The organism is Exiguobacterium sp. s59 (assembly GCF_018617475.1).
Classification (GTDB): Bacteria; Bacillota; Bacilli; order Exiguobacteriales; family Exiguobacteriaceae; genus Exiguobacterium; species Exiguobacterium aestuarii.
The window spans coordinates 179,423-197,944 of the sequence record NZ_JACSKG010000006.1; the positions used below are offsets into that span (position 1 = coordinate 179,423).

Genomic DNA, 18,522 nt, shown 5'->3' on the forward strand with positions numbered 1-18,522 from the left:
GTGACAAATTTGTCTAGAACTCCGTGACACTTATCCTATGTCTGCGTCTACATTCTCGGTACCGTTAGTAAGAAAAGAATTTTAAAGAAATGGGTGAATCGATTGAATCAGATTGCAATTATCGGAGGTGGCATCGCCGGGCTGGCCGCGGCACATTATGCCAAGGTCGCCGGCGCACACGTCACACTGTTCGAGGCACAGGACCGTCTCGGCGGAAAAATCAAAACCATCTATCGAGACGGATTCACATTAGAGACCGGACCGGATGGCTATATGGCACGAAAGCCAACTTTGACGACTCTCATTACCGACCTTGGCCTTGAGGACCAACTCGTTCGTTCTAAAACCGGGACCTCTTACATTTATGTCCGTCAACAACTGAGACAGATGCCAGAAGGATCGGTCATGGGGATTCCGACTAAGTTTTGGCCGATGGTTAAAACGGATCTCTTTACGTGGAGAGGAAAATTTCGTGCCGGACTCGACCTCGTGATTCCGCGTGTGTATGAAGGGGAGGACATCTCGCTCGATCGCTTCTTTCGGACGAGACTCGGTTCAGAAGTCGTCGACACGATGATCGAACCCCTTCTGTCCGGGATTTACAACGGAACGCTTGATGATATGAGCATCGAGTCTACTTTCCCTCAGTTTATCACGATTGAACAAAAAACTCGCAGTCTGATTCTCGGAATGAAAGCACTCACACCACCTGTTCAGGCTGGGGTGAAGCCGTCCGAGACCGGAAAGTTTTTATCCATCGACCAAGGGCTCGGTGCGCTCGTTGAGGCGCTCCGTCCTTCCATCGACCGCCTCGTGCTGAATACAATCGTCAAGTCCGTAAGACCGCATGAAATCACATTGGCGGATGGAACGGTCGAGCAGTTTGACGGCATCATCCTTGCGACTTCCCCAAACATGCTCGGGCCGCTACTCGGATTTTCTGAAGCCGAGCGTTTGTCGACTCGTAAGCGAACGTCCTCGATGACCGTTCTTGCCGCATTCGACGAATCAGAAGTCGAGGCGCTAGACGGAACAGGTTACGTCATCGCCAAATCGGAAGGCAACGCCTTGACCGCTTGCAGTTGGATGCATAAGAAGTGGCCGCATATGGCACCTGAAGGGAAAGCGTTGATTCGCATGTACATCGGTTCTGATTATGTTTCGTCCTTATTGCACGAGGACGATGATACGATTGCATCATTCGCTTTGCACGAGCTCCGTCGTATTCAACAAGTCGGGACACCACTCTTCACGAAAGTCGAACGCCACGTTCAAACGATGCCCCAATACGAGGTCGGTCATAAAGAGGATGTCCGCGCCTTTGAACAAGCACTCTCGAAGTGGGACGGAGTCGAGGCGTGTGGCGCCATTCTCCATGGGGTTGGTTTACCAGATTGTGTTGATTCTGCAAAACAAGCGGTTAACAACCTAAACCTCAAGCAGGGGGTGATGGTATGAAGCACATCGACTATCACGAGAACCCGTTTATCGTCATTTGGGAAGTAACGCGTGCCTGCGCGCTCTCCTGTGTCCATTGCCGGGCCGAGGCACAGTTTCACCGATACGAAAATGAACTCGACACGGAAGAAGGAAAGGCGCTCATTCGAGAGATTCATGCGATGGATAATCCGATTCTCGTCTTCACAGGTGGCGACCCCCTCATGCGTGAAGATTTGTTTGCATTGACCGCGTACGCTTCTTCTCTCGGGATGCGAGTCTCGATGACACCTTCTGCCACACCGCGTGTCACGCATGACGCCGTAAAACGAGCAAAAGCTGCCGCTTTGTCACGCTGGGCGTTTTCTATCGACGGTCCGGACGCACAGACGCACGATTACTTTCGAGGGACACGTGGCAGTTTTGAGCGTACCATCCGAGGAATTTCCTACTTCCGAGAAGAAGGGATGTCTTTTCAAATCAACACGACGGTGACCGAATACAATGTCGATCGCTTGCCCGAAATGGCGAAACTCGTAGAGTCCCTCGGTGTATCCGTCTGGACGCTCTTTTTCCTCGTCCCGACCGGACGCGGTTCACTGTTACAGCCCATTTCTCCCGAGCGACATGAAGAAGTGCTCAAGTGGGCGTTCTCACTACAGGAGACGGCACCGTTCATCATCTCGACAACAGAAGCCCAGTTCTATCGGCGGGTGGCACGACAAGAAAATCAGCGGCGAAAAGCAGATGGGCTCCCCCCAATCGGACATCCGCATGATGATTTAGCCAAGGCACCACGTGGGACGAATGACGGGAACGGGTTTGTCTTCATCTCGCACACAGGAGACGTACAGCCTTCCGGGTTTTTACCGATCCATTGCGGAAATGTAAGAACGACACCCCTCGCTGATATTTATCGTCACCATCCGACGTTCAAGGCGCTACGTGACCCCGATACACACCAAGGGAAATGTGGCTATTGTGAATATCGCTATCTTTGTGGTGGTTCACGGGCGCGGGCATACGCAGTTACGGGAGACTATAAGGAATCAGAGCCATATTGTATTTATCAACCTGAGCGACGAAACGCTTCACCTTTTTGATTCCCATTTATTTCCTCGAGGTGTAAGATGAAACTATATGATTCTTATGCTGTGAGAGGAGACATGTAGATGCAGTCTTTGCCGATTGATGGATTGTTCTATGTTGGGCTAGGTACGATTTTTCTTGTAACGGCTTTACTCGGGTTCGGAATCAAACGATTGACGAAACATGGCATGACGGGGTTTTATGCCCTACTCGCAACGAGTCTTGGTTTATTCTTTTGGTTACTGCTTTGGTTCCAGGAAGCGACACGCGCCTTGTTCATGGGGACCATCCCGTGGCTATTCAATTTATTTTTCGGAACGGTGCTTTACCTCATCTTTGTAGGCATCAGTTTTCTACTCTTGAAACGACAACCTCGGCATACATAAAAAGAGGAATCCGATCGGATTCCTCTTTTCTTATGCATTGACCGTCGACGGACGTAACGTCAATTCCCCGTTTTCGACATCGATGACGACCGTTTGGCCATCCTCGACATCTCCCGCTAGGATACTCCGGGCAAGCTTCGTCTCAATCGTTCGTTGCACGTAACGATTGATTGGACGAGCACCGAATTGAGGCTCGTACGCTTCATCGGCGACGAACGTTTTAGCTGCATCCGTGATTTCAATATGAATCGAGCGCGTCGTGAGCCGTTCACTCATTCGACCGACTGCTTTCTCGACGATTTGACCGATTTGATCTTTCGTAAGTGGATGGAACAAAATCGTTTCATCGACCCGGTTCAAGAATTCAGGACGGAAATGTCGGCGGAGCTTATCAAGCACTTGACGCTCTTCATCCTCATCGATCACACCATCTTTCGCCGCTTCGAGCAAAATGTCTGCTCCAATGTTCGACGTCATGATAACAATCGTATTTTTGAAGTCGACGATGCGACCGTGCGAATCGGTCAATCGACCATCATCGAGCAGTTGCAACAAAATATTGAAAACATCTGGGTGTGCCTTCTCGACCTCATCTAACAAGAGAACGGAGTAAGGGTTACGGCGAACCGCTTCCGTCAACTGCCCGCCTTCTTCGTAACCGATATATCCCGGAGGTGCACCGACAAGTCTTGATACGGCATGTTTCTCCATATACTCACTCATATCGAGACGAACGATATGATCTTCTGAATCAAACATCGCTTCCGCGAGCGCCTTCCCGAGCTCGGTTTTACCGACACCCGTCGGTCCAAGGAAGAGGAAGGAACCGATTGGGCGGTTCGGGTCTTTGATTCCGGCACGAGCCCGGATGACCGCGTCACTGACCAAGCGAATCGCATCATCTTGACCGAAGACACGCTTGTGTAGCACCGTTTCTAAGTTGAGCAGTTTATCCCGCTCTCCTTCTGTCAGTTTGGTCACCGGAATACCGGTCCATTTCGAGACGACCTCGGCAATTTCTTCTTCCGTCACTTCTTCGCGTACGAGTTCACGCGTCACCGAACTCGCTAGCTGTTCCGCTTCTTCTAGTTCTCGCTCGAGTTCTGGGATTCGTCCATATTTCAGTTCTGAAGCCCGATTCAAGTCGTAGCGACTTTCTGCCTCTTGTAATTCGAGACGTACTTTTTCAAGGTCTCCCCGGATTTGTTGCACGCGGTGCGTTGACTCTTTCTCATTTTCCCAACGAAGACGTAACGAGTCAGACTGTTCACGGAGTGATGCCAATTCTTGTTGAAGTGCTTCGAGACGCTTCATGGAAGCCGCGTCACTCTCTTTTTTAAGCGCCGCTTCTTCGATTTCAAGTTGCATGACCCGACGGACCAATTCATCGAGCTCAGCCGGCATCGATTCCATCTCAGTCCGAATCATCGCACACGACTCATCGACGAGATCGATAGCCTTATCCGGCATGAACCGGTCGGTGATATAGCGATTTGATAGCATCGCCGCCGCGACGAGAGCGTTATCGTGGATGCGTACTCCGTGGTGAATCTCGAAACGTTCTTTTAAGCCACGCAAGATGGAAACCGTATCCTCGACGTCTGGTTCAGCGACGAGCACTTGTTGGAAACGCCGCTCGAGTGCAGGGTCCTTCTCGATATATTGGCGATACTCGTCTAACGTCGTCGCACCGATACAGTGCAATTCTCCACGGGCGAGCATCGGTTTTAACATGTTTCCGGCATCCATCGACCCTTCCGACTTCCCAGCCCCAACAATCGTATGCAGTTCATCAATGAAGAGGATAATCGTGCCTTCTGCTTCCTTCACTTCTGATAGGACGGCTTGAAGTCGTTCCTCGAATTCACCGCGATATTTCGCACCAGCGACGAGTGAACTCATGTCGAGACTGAAGATTGTTTTGTCTTTCAAACTCTCCGGCACGTCTCCGCGAACGATTCGCTGAGCGAGTCCCTCGACAATCGCCGTTTTCCCGACACCCGGTTCCCCGATGAGGACCGGATTGTTTTTCGTTTTCCGACTCAAAATCCGGATGACGCGACGAATCTCACTATCGCGTCCGATCACCGGATCAATTTTACCAGTCTTCACTTCTTGAATGAGGTCTCGTCCGTATTTCGTCAAGACGTCATACGTCGCTTCAGGCGATTTCGATGTGATGCGGCGATTGCCACGTACGGCGACGAGCGCCTCGCGGAGTCGTTCTTCCGTGATGCCTTTTCGCTCAAGCATCACCTGCGCCTGACTGCTGTTCAACAAGATACCGAGTAAGATATGTTCGACCGATACGTATTCATCGTTCATCCCTGTCGCTTCCCGCTCGGCCGTCGTCAACACGCCTAACAAAGAAGCAGAAATCATCGGTGTCGTCGGATTTTGAAGTTTTGGCGCATTTTTCAAAGAAAGCGCGACTTCTCCTTCAATCTCAGATACGTTGATCTCCATTTTTTGAAACAGCAACGGCGCAATCCCGTCTGTCTGTGAAATCATAGATGCCAACACGTGCCACTCATTGATTTCACTATGATGATATTGTTTTGCTAACGCCTGTGAACTGACAATGCATTCATGTGCTTTATCTGTAAAACGATTAAAGTCCATCACGATTCCTCCTTATCCATTAACGTTCGATTTGCTCATAGACAGAACGGTATGTTTCATCAAGAGGCAGGTCGACCTCGAGTTGTACGAATAAGTCAGAACGTACTTTCGAACCGGTCATGACACCGCGACCTGGAATGCGCATCCGTTGCCCCGGTCGGCTTCCAGGTTTCACTTTCAACTTCACCCGTCCTCCGTCGAGTGTTGAAATGATGACGCTCGATCCATCTAAAAACTCGAGCGGACGCAATCGTTTCAACGTCACGATATGCTCTCCTTCACGTCGGTACGTATCGTCATCCGCAAAATGAAGCTCGACGTATACATCTCCTCGGTTCCCTGATTGTCCGACTCGGCTGCCTTTTCCTTTCAACCGCAACTTCTGACCTTCATAGGCACCCTGTGGAATTTTGACATTCACCGTGCCTGTTTGAAGTCGAAGGCTCACTTTCGATTCCTTCGTCAATTGGCTGAGTGGGATATTCACACGAACGGTCTCATCCAAGTCTTCTTCGACAGCTTGATCAAAGAAGCTCCCGAACATATCTTCAAATCCGAATGTTCGCGAAGTCGTACGCGACCCACCTCCGAATTGTCGGAATAAATCTTCGAACTGGGACGAACCTTCCCCGTAAGTTTCTCCACCGCCACCAAACCCCTGTCCGAACGACGGTCCATCCGGGCTACCATATCGATCATAGTTCGCTTTTTTCTCTGGGTCGCTCAACACGTCAAACGCTTCTTGGACTGACTTGAATCGCTCTTGTGCGCCAGGATCTTTATTGACGTCCGGATGGTACTGTTTCGCCAACTTCCGGTATGCACGTTTAATCTCTTGTTCGCTCGCCCCTTTTGAGACACCGAGCTCGTCATAATAGTTTTTAGCCATATGGATTCACCTCACCTATCCCTTTCCCGTTTCTGTTAACTCTATTCTACTCAATTGGTCAAATAAGGTCAAAGATAATCCTTTCACTTTTCATACGAAAAAAAGAAGAAGTTCGTTTCAAAAAACGAACCTCTTCTGAATTAGAAGTATACTTTTGGACTATCCATGCCATCCTCGAACACAATCGTCACTTCAGGGTCGCCACCGAGTGATGTCACGTTGATGCGGACCGGGACATTCCGGCTATATTCCCATCGGTTTTCAAGCAAGCCGACAACGTGTTGGGTGAATCCGACAAGTTCGGCACGACTATAGAATTGAATCGGGATATCGATTTCAAGTCGTGACAAATCGCCGTTCTGATAAAAGCCTTTCCCAATCATCCCGCTATAGTCTGGGAACAAATCGGCAATTCGGTCACTGAAGAGCGTAAATTTCTGTGCATCCTCGCGTACGTCATTCGTTGCCGTCGCAGATGGGAAGTAGTAGTACTTCTCATCGATGGCTTTCCAGTCACCTGATGTGACCTCATCATCCGTTCCGACGAAAGCGGATTTGATATAGTTCCCCGGCGTCGGTGAACCTTGCGTCGACTTCATATAAAGCGCGACGTTTACATCCAAATCTTTAAAGTCTTCTCGCTTCCGCAATTGAGCGACGAGTTCGTTCGCCATCCGTTCCCCTTCTGCGATCACTTTTTTCTGATCGAGTTTCACCGTATAGGTCGGTCCGTAGTTCGGTGCCTGGAAGACATACTCACGGTTCAAAATGAGTGCAAACGACACACCGCCAAGCTGATATCCGCTATCCTCTTTTGTCATATAGTTCTGTTCCACGATCGAAGCCAAATATAGAGGTGACTTCTTGTTCGCATCGACGAACTTGTCGTCTTCGACTTCGGCCTTCCCATCCGCATAAGCCGGGTTGAGCGGCGTCAATCCTTCGTTACTCCCTCCTTTACGTCCGAGTAAATTGGATACGTCTTCCGCGTTTAGAAGTTGCCCCTCTTGATAAGCGAATTTGTCTGGGTCAAACGCATCTGTCGAATGGCGCATGAGACCGAGTTCGACTTCTTCAAGCTCTAACGACGAACTCACTTGACGCTGGGCAAGTCCTCGCGCTGCTGCGGCTTTGAAGGGAATGACCATTTGATAGTAGGAATCACGTGCTTCGATCGCTTGTGTGACGCCTTCTGTTGCTGTTTCTTCGCCGGTCGGTGTCGCTTCTTCTTCACCCATCGGGATTTTCATTGAACATCCGCTTAACAAAAGCGCAGAGGCGATTGTCGGGATGACGAGTTGTTTCCATTTCATCTATGTCTAGCTCCTTTGAACATCGTTTCCTATTTCACTTTGTCCATTATAACAAAATCGTTCCACGAAAAAAGTATCGAAGCGGAATCAGAACAAATCCCTCCTTGATCAAACAAGAAGGGATACACGATTATTGTTTTGTAGATGGGTGCTTACGACGAATCATCAAAAGGAGTCCAGATGCAAACAAGAGGAGTCCAATCATCATATGCCACGTCTCGTTCGTCTCCCCGGTCATCGGGAGTACATCTTGCGAATACGTGTCGACTTCATCGTCAGGCTTCACTGGAGGAGCCTCTCGCTCTTTTACAACCACTTTCACGACTGGTGGTTCCATCTTTGTTTCTTCTTTCTCAGGCACTTGCTTCGGTTCATCCTCTTTTACCGGAACGGGTTGTTTCACCGCAACCGGTACATCGACGGAACGGATCACGTTCACTCCTTCATTCACTTGGAGGGTAAACGTTGCCTGTTGTACTAATTCTGCCCCAGCTCGTGTGTCATAGGACGGGAGCAGTGGGAGTTCAAATGAAATGGTGACCACTTCTTCCGGTCCGAACCCGTTTACGAATTCAGGGATGGCTTCGACTTGCTTCACGAATCGTTCATTCGCCATCTGTTGCTCCTCATACGTTAAGGCACCACTCGGCCAAGTGAGCATCACGTCAGACAAAAACAAGGTAACGTTAGAAGTGTTGCTCACTGTATAGGTGTATCGAATTGGTTCACCTGGCTGAACGGTCGCCATCTCACTCGTCCCTGTCACTGTAAAATCAGGTTGTTCCAAAAGGACGATTTGTTGACTTTCTGCTGTGACGATGCGGTCGTATTCATCCACTCCTGTCACACGAAACAGACTACCAATCTCAGGATGCGTGCTGAATGAATAGTCAGACGGAACGGATAAGACAGCTGTCACCTCGACCCGTTCATCGGGTAAGAGACCATCTTCTCCTATCAATTCATACAAGCGATCAAACACGTGTTGATTCAACGATTCGATGGCAAGACGGTCAACGTCCCCGCTCACATACTCGTGGGAGAAGTTCGTCACCGTTAACGGTGCGTCTCCTGTATTCTCTACGATGAACGTATACGACAGTTCACCTCCGACAACGGCTTTGTCGACCCCGGCAATGTTCTGCGCTTCTAGCGCGAGCGCCGGTAAGATCGGCTCGATTGCTGGTTCTTCGATAACCGGTTCTGGTTCTGTTGGTGGTGTCACCTCTTCCGGTTGATTTGGTTCTGTGACAACAGGTGGTTCCTCCACTTCGACAGGATACGCTTCCGTGATGGAGTTCGGGATGAACGTATACGGAACGCCTTCAGCGTTGTAAAGTGTCACCAAATCAATCAACGAATCATCGACTGTTTCCGCATCGATCATAAATCGCCAAACATTGGCTGATTCACGAACTCCATAATACGTGACATCTTCGTATACAAGACTTGATTCATATAATGTCTCGACTTCCTCGTCTGTCAAATCCACTTGAATATATCGGAATGTGGTCGTGTCTGCATGTGCGACGTGGTAGGGGATCAGTGTTGAAAAGAGCATGAGGATGGTGAATATAGCAACGAAGCGCTGGATGTTATGTGTCATGGTGTCGGTCCCTCCTCTAAGGTGAAAAATGAGCGCGCACATCGATGTTTGCCCGATGACGGATTTCACCACGTAGAGGAATGAGGGGATGTGTGTGTGAAAGTCATGGTGTCAAAGGGTTCTCCCGCAAAAATATATTAGCATTTTGATATAGTTAATCTATACCCTTCGAACGCTTGTGCGAACCTGTTCAATCTCATAAATTTTTACAACAGGACACGACAAAAAAAGACGTTCGCCGTAGCGAAACGTCTTATGCATGTTCACTTAAAAAATCGAGAAGCTTTACCTCATCCCATACTTCGATGCCTAACGATTCAGCTTTCGTCAGCTTCGAACCAGCCTTTTCACCTGCGACAAGTAAGTCTGTATTTTTACTCACACTTCCCGTCACACTCGCGCCGAGGAGTTCAAGCTGCTTCCCTGCCTCCCCCCGCGTCATCTCATGTAATTTCCCGGTCAATACGACCGTCTTACCAGAAAGGGGTGCCCCTTCAGCCGTTTGGCGTTTTGTTCCTTTGAAAAACAAGTTCACACCCGATTCTGCTAGTTCACTGACGAGTTCACGTGCTTCTGGTTTTTCAAAGTAAAGAACGATTGACTCGGCCATCTTCGTCCCGATTCCATCAATCGACGTCAGTTCTTCGACCGTTGCATCGATGATGGCTTCCATCGTCTCGAACCGCTCTGCAATCAACGAAGCCGCTTTTTGTCCGACGAGACGGATGCCGAGGGCGAAGAGCACACGTTCGAGCGAATTTTGTTTCGACTGTTCAATTGCCGAGAGCAAGTTCGTCACCGACGTCTCACCCATACGCTCGAGTCCAAGTAAATCGTCTCGGTTCAGACGATACAAGTCGGCCACGTTATGGACGAGTCCTGCTTCATGGAGTTGCGTAATCACTTTTTCACCGAGTCCGTCGATATTCATCGCTTGTCGTGAGACGAAATGGATTAGCCCTTCGAGCAGTTGAGCCGGACACTCCGGATTGACACAGCGATGATCGGCCTCACCCTCTAATCGGATCAATTCGGACCCACACGCAGGGCAATGGGTTGGGAATTCGATTGCTCGTTCTTCCCCGCTTCGTTCACTAGCAAGTGCTGATACGACAGCCGGAATGACATCCCCAGCTTTTTTAATGACGACTCGGTCACCGATATGAAGGTCTTTTTCTTTTATAAAATCTTCATTGTGAAGTGTCGCATACGTTACCGTTGATCCTGCCACAGATACCGGAGCGAACCGTGCCCGCGGTGTGACCTTCCCAGTGCGACCGACGCTGAAATCGACGTCTTCAATTGTCGTCACGACTTCTTCTGCCGGGAACTTATACGCGACGGCCCAGCGTGGACTTTTCGCTGTGAAGCCGAGTTGTTCTTGTTCTTCGTATCCAGCCACTTTAATGACGATTCCATCGATTTCGTACGGGAGTTCACTACGCTTCGTCACATACGTTTCGATATAGTCCCAAAGTTCATCTGCCGTCTTACATGTCGTATAGTCTCCGCTTACGGCGACGCCAAGGCGTTTCAAATAAGCGAGTGACTCATCGTGTGACGCGACGAGATCGTCTTGTGACACCAAACCGTAGGCGAAGAAAGCCAAATTTCTCGATGCGGCAATTTTAGAGTCGAGCTGTCGGAGTGAACCGGCCGCTGCGTTTCTCGGGTTGGCGAACAATGGCTCACCGAGTCGTTCCCGTTCATCATTCAATTGTTCGAACGAACGCTTCGGCATATACGCCTCACCCCGCACCTCAAACGTCACATCCTCTTGGAGACGAAGCGGAATAGCGCGAATCGTCTTCAAGTTTTGCGTGATGTCTTCACCTATCGTACCGTCCCCGCGCGTCGCGCCTCGAACGAGACGACCGTCTTCGTATTTCAAAGAGACGGCGAGCCCATCAAATTTTAGTTCAGCTACGAATGTCGGTGTGTAGCCAAGGTCTTTCTCGATTCGCTCCACCCACTCTGCAAGCTCTTCTTTTGAAAAGACGTTCCCGAGTGAAAGCATCGGTGTGTCATGCGTCACTTTGACGAACGCGTCGAGCGGGGCTCCTCCGACGCGTTGTGTCGGGGAGTCCGGAGTCCGAAGTTCTGGATAGTCTGTTTCGATTTGAATCAGCTCGTTCATCAAACGGTCGTACTCTGAATCCGGTACACTCGGCCGATCGAGCACATAATATTCATAACCATATTGGTTTAACGTTTTGCGAAGCTCTTCTACACGTTCTGCCATCTCCATATCTTCACCTCATGCTTTTTCGATTGGGGCAAATTTAGCCAATAGACGCTTGATGCCGACTTCTGGGAATGCGATGTCGACTTCGAGTTGGTCGCCTTCTCCACGCGTTTGGACGACTGTCCCTTGTCCCCACTTTTTATGATTCGCTTTGTCACCAACGTTCCAGCCGACCGTTTCGGCGCCTGAAGATTGAGCGAGCTTCGGCTTCGGTTTTGAGCTAAAGCCGTTCACCGGCAACTTCCCTGGTGATTCAACCGGGTTCCACGGCATCGGCTTTCTCGCCTTACCGGACCGTTCTAACAACGTTTCTGGCAATTCATGCAAGAACCTTGACTCCGGGTTGTTTTGGAAACGACCGTACAACATCCGCGACTGAGCACGTGTCAAATAGAGACGTTTCTCGGCTCGCGTAATCCCAACGTATGCGAGGCGACGTTCTTCTTCCATCTCTTCTTCATCGTTTAATGCACGGCTATGTGGGAAAAGACCTTCTTCCATCCCGATTAAGAAGACGACCGGGAATTCGAGTCCTTTGGCCGAGTGCAACGTCATCAACGTTACTTGATGCGACTCGTCGACTTCATCAAGTGAATCGAGGTCGGACACGAGCGTCAAATCAGTGAGGAAGGCGACGAGTGACTGTTCATCGCTTTCTTTTTCAAAGTTTTGAGCGACTGACAGGAACTCTTGTAAGTTCTCAAGTCGACTTTCTGCTTCGAGCGTCTTCTCAATCTTGAGCATCTCTTCATAACCCGTCTTCTTCAATACTTCTTCGACGAGCTCTGAAATCGAGAGATAGTCCGCCATTTGTCGTAAGTCCATCATCATCTGGCGGAAATCTGCGAGCTTCGTCGCCGTACGCGGCGCAATCCCAGACAGTTCGATGTCACGAATCGCATCCATGAGTGAGACGCCCTGCATATCCGCAAAGTCTCCTAGTTTGTCGATTGTTGCGGCTCCGATGCCTCGTTTCGGTTCATTGACGACTCGAACAAATGAGATATCCTCGTCCGGGTTTGCGATCAAGCGCAAGTACGCCAAGACGTCCTTGATTTCTTTTCGCTCATAGAACTTCGTCCCGCCGACCATTTTATACGGGATGTTGGATTTAAGGAGCATCTCCTCGAGACCACGTGACTGGGCGTTCGTCCGATACAGGACCGCCATCTGACCGTAGTCCATCCCTTCCATCTTCAGTTCTTTCATCTGGTTCATGATGAAGAACGCCTCGTCACGGTCATCGGAGGCGACGTGGAGTAAGAGTTTCTCTCCTTCATCGTTCTCAGTCCACAAGTTTTTATCTTTACGGGAAGCGTTGTTTTGAATCACGCCGTTCGCCGCTTCCAAAATTCGCTTCGTCGAACGATAGTTCTGTTCGAGTAAGATGACGTGAGCGCTCGGATAGTCTTTCTCGAACGTCAAGATGTTGGCGATATCGGCACCGCGCCAACGATAAATCGACTGATCTGAGTCCCCGACGACACATAGGTTCTCGTGTGCTTGTGCGAGAAGTTTGACGAGCGTGTACTGTGCCCGGTTCGTATCTTGATACTCATCGACGTGAATGTATTTGAATTTCTTTTGATAAAACGCCAAGACGTCCGGCGCCTCTTGGAATAAATGGATCGTCTTCATGATCAAGTCATCGAAGTCGAGTACGTTGTTCTGTTTCAACTTTTTCTCATACGCCGTGTAGACGTCAGAGATGATTCGTTCATATGGATTGTTGCCGACAAGAGCCGCTGCGTCCTTTGCCGTGCGCAACTCGTTCTTATGATTTGAAATCATCCCGAGAAGTGTACGCGGTTCATACTTTTTCGGGTCGAGGTTCAACTCTTTCAACACTTGTTTGATTGCCGTCAATTGGTCCGAGGCGTCTAAAATCGAAAAGCTTCGGTCATATCGAATGCGATCGATATCGCGTCGTAAAATACGGACACACATCGAGTGGAATGTGGAAATCCAAATGTCTTCGGCGACTCCACCGACGAGGCGCGCAATCCGGTCTTTCATCTCGCGTGCTGCCTTGTTCGTGAATGTGATCGCTAAAATGTTCCACGGTGCCACTTGCTTTGCCGCCATCAAATAGGCGACACGATGTGTCAAGACACGGGTTTTACCAGACCCCGCACCCGCCATGATCAACAGAGGACCATCCGTGTGCTTGACCGCTTCCGCTTGTTCCGGGTTCATGCCTTTGACTAATTCTTCGCTAAGATTATACATAATCGTTTCCTTCCTTGTTCCAAACGTTTGTTCTTATTTTATCGGAGTGCTTGCACAGTCGCAAGTGCTCCCGCTAAGTCTTCATAAATGATATTGCCGACGACAATCGTATCGGCGTACGCTCCCATCAACTGAGCCGATTCCGCCCCATCGATGCCACCTCCGTAAAAAAGGTGCGCCTGTGGTAACGCCAATCGAATTTCTTTCAAGACGTCGACATCGCCGAGTCGTCCGCTGTATTCGATATAAAGTGACGGGAGTCGGAACAAATGATGTCCGACTTCGGCATATGCCACGGCTTCTTCTAGCGACAAGTCGCATCTTGATTCCGTCACGTGCGCCACTTTCGCGTCTGGATTCAAGACGAGATAGCCTTGTGCCGTGACATGACGTGAATCAAAGAAATGACCGTAGCGCTCAAATGCACGCGCATGGTGTCCGACAATCCATTCTGGCATTCCGGCGTTAAGCACGGTCGGTACAAAGTAGTGATCGAAGCCATCGATGACCTGGCTCGGTTGACTGATTTCAAGGGCGACCGGTAATCCGGCATCCCGGACTCTCGCAAAAAGTGCGAATGTATTCTCCGCATTGACCCCGTCCGTCCCACCAATCAAAAAAGCGTCGGTGCCCGAGTGAATGAGCGCATGGAGCGCCTCCTCGTCGAGATGCTTATTCGGATCTAATTTAAACACATGTCGCCATGACTGAAATTTCAACTTGTTCCCTCCCATCGAATCCTTCTCTAGTGTATCGATTTTTTGCATCGCGTGCATCTCTCCATTAAAAAAAGACTTGCCGAAGCAAGTCACGAGCGTGCCGTACGATTCCGTTCCCGATCCGTTAACCATTTCGCAACTAGCAATGCGAATAGTGCATATACCGGGACAAACCAGAGCGGATTCGCTAAAAAGAATCCGAGCACTGGAATATCGAGTAATGGTGAGTCTGGCGAACAGAGCGCCGTTCCATTGACGACCGCGATGAACGGAAGGACCGGAACGATAAAAACATATCCAAAGTTAATCCAAAATGCTTTCATATGACGATCTCCTTATCCTAAGATAATTGATTCTTTCGGATAGTTATACATCCGCTTCGGTTGTCTACGTTGCAAGATGAGAATAAAGGCAATGACCCCGATTCGACCGATGAACATGAGAATCGTCAGCACCCATTTTCCGACGTTACTGAATTCAGAAGAGAGGCCAACAGAGAGTCCTGTCGTCCCGAACGCGGAACATGCCTCAAATAAGATTCGTGTCAATGAGGCATCTTCGAAATAAGCCATGACCATGACCCCAGATAATAAGACAGCAAGCGACACCGTAATGATGACGAATGCTTTCCAAATATCCTCGAGAACAATCTCACGACCGAAAATTTTAATCGACGAGTCACCACGAATAAACGCGACGACACCGAGAACGGCCACGGCAAATGTTGTCGTCCGAATCCCCCCACCGACAGACGATGGGGAAGCTCCGATAAACATGAGGATTGATAAGAGCAACATGCTCGCTTCTGAGAACAAGTTGACATCGACCGTCGATAATCCACCGTTACGTGTCGTCACGGACTGGAATAATGAATCCGAGAGAGATAGCCAAAGTGGCAAGTCTTTGAATGCATTGTTGTACTCAAAAATGAACAAGCCGACCGTTCCGACAGCAATTAAAATAAAGAATGTCGAGACCGTCAATTTCGTGAACAAAGAGAATCGACTCGGGAACGTATGACGTTTCCGCGTGATGCGACTCACCAAATAGGTCCGAATCTCTACAAGAACGGGGAATCCGATGGCACCACCGGTCATGAGCGCAATCTGCGTGAAGATGACAAATGGGTCTTCACGGAATGGCGCGAGCGAGCTACCGGTAATATCAAAACCGGCGTTCGTCGTCGCACTGACCGACCCAAATAACCCTTGCAAGAAGGCTTCCCCGGCGGTATCGAAATAATTTAAGTAATGGACACCGAGTAAGACGGCACCAACCGCCTCGATTGCGATAACGGTAATCACGATTTCCGTGATGTATTTGACAATCCCCGACATCGATGTCTGGTTTTGGTCACGTAAAATCAGTTGTCGTTCCCGAAATCCAATCCGTTTCCCGAGCAAAATCCACATGATGACATGCAAACTGATCAACCCGACCCCGCTCACCTGAACGATGAACAAGATAATAAATAAACCAAACGTCGAAAACGTATCGGTGACCACGATCGGTGTGAGTCCGGTGACACTGACACAACTCACCGCAAAGAAGACGAGGTCCGTAAACGTAATCGTCACACCTGGTTTATGGGCGATCGGTAAGGCGAGGAGCAACACGGATAAAACGGCTGCCGCGCTATAGATTAACACGAGTGTTTGGACTGGTGTTAAATTTCGAAAGAACAATTGTAAGTTCCGCTTCATGAATTTTTGTTGCATCTCGCCCCTCCCCTCCATCAAAAACAAGATGACTCTTACGAGTCACCTTTTGTTTGTTGTAGACGTTCAAGAGCGAGATCGTATCCGCCTGTCCCATAGTTCAAGCAACGTTTCACACGAGAAATCGTAGCCGTTGAGGCACCCGTTGCGTCCTCAATCTTATGATACGTATTGCCTTCACGTATTTGACGCGCCACTTCTAGTCGTTGCGCAAGTGCCTGAATTTCATTGACAGTCGCTAAATCTTCAAATAATTGATAACAGTCTTCGAGCGTATCGAGCTTCAAAATTGCCTCAAACAATTGATCAAGCTCTCGACCTCGTAATTTATCGAGTTGCATCCGCAAGCATCCTCTCTACTCATACTTCTTTATCATTCTAAAGCAGGGGCGGCTCGGACTCAACTATTCATCGCAAAATCGCAGGAAATAGTACTTGTTTTTTCATCACTTCATAAATACCGAGTGGAGTCGCCCGAACGTACGGCAAGTGTGTGGATGCTAAAAACAGTAACGTGTAAATCGGATCTTCGAACTGATACCCCCGTGACACAAGCTCTTCACGTAGTTGTTTCTCTTGACCGATGAGCGTCTCGAGCGGCTCTGTCGAGGTCATGCCGCAAAGCGGTAACGGAATTTCAGCAACGATTTCTCCTTTGTCGACAAGGACGATTCCTCCTCCGAGTTCGTTCATCCGTTCAAATGCCTGTAACATGTCCTGTTTACATTTTCCTAAAATCAAATAGTCTCCACTAATTGAGTACGAACTGACGAGACCGCCGAAATCTTTCGCAAATCCTTTCAGAACCGTGTTCAATCGCCACTTTCCTTCTTTATCAAGTAACATCAAGAACGATTCATCCTCATCGCGCGGCAATTCGTCTTGCCCTGTATCGTGCTTGATTTTAAACAGTTTCATGATGACCGAGTTGACCATGTCGAGACCGACGGGCATGCTGAACGACAAATCTTGTGGTGTCAATTCAATCGAGACGTCTGTCGACGGCATCTTATCGAGTACCGCTTCCACCAATTCGTTCGGGAACAAGGACACACCATCTCGGAAAATCCATTGCCCTTTCGCGATGACAGCCGACGGGCGTGGTTCCTCGATTGCGTCAAGAATGTTCAGATGGGCGATACGACCTGGAGCAATCGAACCGAGAATATGATCGAGATCGAAATGCCGCGCTACATTGTGAGACACAATCCGATACGCTTCGATCGCAGGTAACCCTTCTTCCATCAAGATGCGAACGAGAGCGTCCTGCATCCCGTCTTCATAAAAGCCAGGGGTCGAACCGTCCGTCGTCACCATGAGATGATCGAATGCGGTTAATCCGTTCGCGAGCAGGTCACGAATCATTCCCGGTAGGTCCGGTCGAATCGAAGAATGACGAAGTGTCGTCGTGTAGCCCAGTTCGAGTCGGCTAAGCGCCTCTTCCGCTGTCATCGCCTCATGGTCGCTGTGAACACCCATCAACGCCATTTTAGTCAATGTCTTTGGTGAGGCACCCGGAAAGTGCCCTTCGACCGGTAAACCGCATGTCTCTGCGTCAAGCATCCACTGAAGCATTTCATCATCGCCCTTCAAGGCGCGTGGCCACGCTGTCAGTTCTCCGGCCATCACGACGTCAGGATGATTGAACCATTCGTGAACCCGTTCTGAATCGACGGCGACACTCTCACGATCGAGCTCGGTCTGCGTGTCGAGTCTTGCCCACCAATACGTGCTTGTTGGCAACTGTTGAATCGCCTCAAGCTGCGCAAACGCTTGCTCTTTTTCTTGTAAAAAAAGAAGCATGTTGTCGTTGACGAGCGTCGTCGTTCCGCGCTCTCCTGCGTACTTAGACAACGTCGCCGGATTGTATAATTGAAATGGATGAGCGTGAGGCTCGATATAACCAGGTACAATATACTTTCCTGACACATCGACCGTCTCGACCGCCGATTCTGGTAGATCTGGACCGACATATACGATACGGTCTCCCTCAATCCAAATGTTCGCCGTTTTCCATTGTTTCACGTATACGTTCAAATACGTCGCGTTTTGTAAGACGAGCGAAGGTGGTCGTACTCGATCTACGACTTCAAGTTGCGAACGAATCATCACTTTAGACCACGGTGCCCGCGCCGTTCTTTTTGTTGGCATCGAACCCAATCCTCCCTTTTCCCTTTCAATGCTATTAAGAAATAGTTTTGAAAGCGTTTTCTTTCCCTGTTTCAAGTTTACCTTTTCTCTGAAAGGGTCGCAAGTTATGTTCCCTATT

At 49.4% G+C, this 18,522-nt stretch carries 14 protein-coding genes; 3 read left to right on the top strand and 11 right to left on the bottom strand.

Annotation, left to right across the window (positions count from 1 at the left end; genetic code table 11):
• Nucleotides 1–93: 93 nt before the first annotated feature.
• From hemG to KNO91_RS13065, 3 genes are all read left to right on the top strand, one after another.
• Entirely contained in the window at nt 94–1,458 is a 1,365-nt protein-coding gene (hemG, locus tag KNO91_RS13055; RefSeq protein ID WP_214796258.1) for a protoporphyrinogen oxidase, read from the top strand.
• Nucleotides 1,455–2,540: a TIGR04053 family radical SAM/SPASM domain-containing protein gene (locus KNO91_RS13060; RefSeq protein ID WP_214818313.1), complete on the top strand. Its 1,086-nt coding sequence runs from the start codon at nt 1,455–1,457 to the stop codon at nt 2,538–2,540. Before hemG ends, KNO91_RS13060 begins: the two co-directional genes overlap by 4 nt.
• Before the next feature lie 69 nt (nt 2,541–2,609).
• Nucleotides 2,610–2,912, top strand: a complete 303-nt coding sequence (locus KNO91_RS13065) for a hypothetical protein (RefSeq protein ID WP_214796254.1) — start codon at nt 2,610–2,612, stop codon at nt 2,910–2,912.
• Nucleotides 2,913–2,942: 30 nt separating this feature from the next.
• Here KNO91_RS13065 and clpB read toward each other — a convergent pair whose 3' ends face one another.
• From clpB to KNO91_RS13120, 11 genes are all read right to left on the bottom strand, one after another.
• Nucleotides 2,943–5,534 carry an ATP-dependent chaperone ClpB gene (gene clpB / locus KNO91_RS13070; protein ID WP_214818315.1) on the bottom strand — a complete coding sequence of 864 codons (2,592 nt, stop codon included), beginning with the start codon at nt 5,532–5,534 and terminating at the stop codon, nt 2,943–2,945.
• A gap of 19 nt (nt 5,535–5,553) precedes the next feature.
• Nucleotides 5,554–6,423, bottom strand: coding sequence for a DnaJ C-terminal domain-containing protein (locus KNO91_RS13075; RefSeq protein WP_214796250.1), 870 nt, complete (start codon nt 6,421–6,423; stop codon nt 5,554–5,556).
• A 140-nt stretch (nt 6,424–6,563) separates the two neighbouring features.
• Nucleotides 6,564–7,736 carry a CamS family sex pheromone protein gene (locus KNO91_RS13080; RefSeq protein ID WP_214818317.1) on the bottom strand — a complete coding sequence of 391 codons (1,173 nt, stop codon included), beginning with the start codon at nt 7,734–7,736 and terminating at the stop codon, nt 6,564–6,566.
• 130 nt (nt 7,737–7,866) lie between these two features.
• Nucleotides 7,867–9,342: an LPXTG cell wall anchor domain-containing protein gene (locus KNO91_RS15435; RefSeq protein WP_214818319.1), complete on the bottom strand. Its 1,476-nt coding sequence runs from the start codon at nt 9,340–9,342 to the stop codon at nt 7,867–7,869.
• Between the two features lie 253 nt (nt 9,343–9,595).
• Nucleotides 9,596–11,590 (bottom strand): NAD-dependent DNA ligase LigA, encoded by a 1,995-nt coding sequence (gene ligA, locus KNO91_RS13090; RefSeq protein WP_214818322.1) that lies wholly within the window; start codon nt 11,588–11,590, stop codon nt 9,596–9,598.
• A gap of 9 nt (nt 11,591–11,599) precedes the next feature.
• Nucleotides 11,600–13,816, bottom strand: a complete 2,217-nt coding sequence (gene pcrA / locus KNO91_RS13095) for a DNA helicase PcrA (RefSeq protein WP_214818324.1) — start codon at nt 13,814–13,816, stop codon at nt 11,600–11,602.
• Nucleotides 13,817–13,854: 38 nt separating this feature from the next.
• Nucleotides 13,855–14,535 carry a heptaprenylglyceryl phosphate synthase gene (gene pcrB, locus KNO91_RS13100; protein ID WP_214818326.1) on the bottom strand — a complete coding sequence of 227 codons (681 nt, stop codon included), beginning with the start codon at nt 14,533–14,535 and terminating at the stop codon, nt 13,855–13,857.
• Between the two features lie 89 nt (nt 14,536–14,624).
• Nucleotides 14,625–14,858, bottom strand: coding sequence for a hypothetical protein (locus KNO91_RS13105; protein WP_214790791.1), 234 nt, complete (start codon nt 14,856–14,858; stop codon nt 14,625–14,627).
• A gap of 12 nt (nt 14,859–14,870) precedes the next feature.
• Nucleotides 14,871–16,253: a TrkH family potassium uptake protein gene (locus tag KNO91_RS13110; RefSeq protein WP_214696732.1), complete on the bottom strand. Its 1,383-nt coding sequence runs from the start codon at nt 16,251–16,253 to the stop codon at nt 14,871–14,873.
• Nucleotides 16,254–16,288: 35 nt separating this feature from the next.
• Entirely contained in the window at nt 16,289–16,594 is a 306-nt protein-coding gene (locus tag KNO91_RS13115; RefSeq protein WP_026826878.1) for a YerC/YecD family TrpR-related protein, read from the bottom strand.
• 67 nt (nt 16,595–16,661) lie between these two features.
• Nucleotides 16,662–18,404, bottom strand: a complete 1,743-nt coding sequence (locus tag KNO91_RS13120) for an adenine deaminase C-terminal domain-containing protein (protein WP_214818328.1) — start codon at nt 18,402–18,404, stop codon at nt 16,662–16,664.
• Between the last annotated feature and the right edge of the window lie 118 nt (nt 18,405–18,522).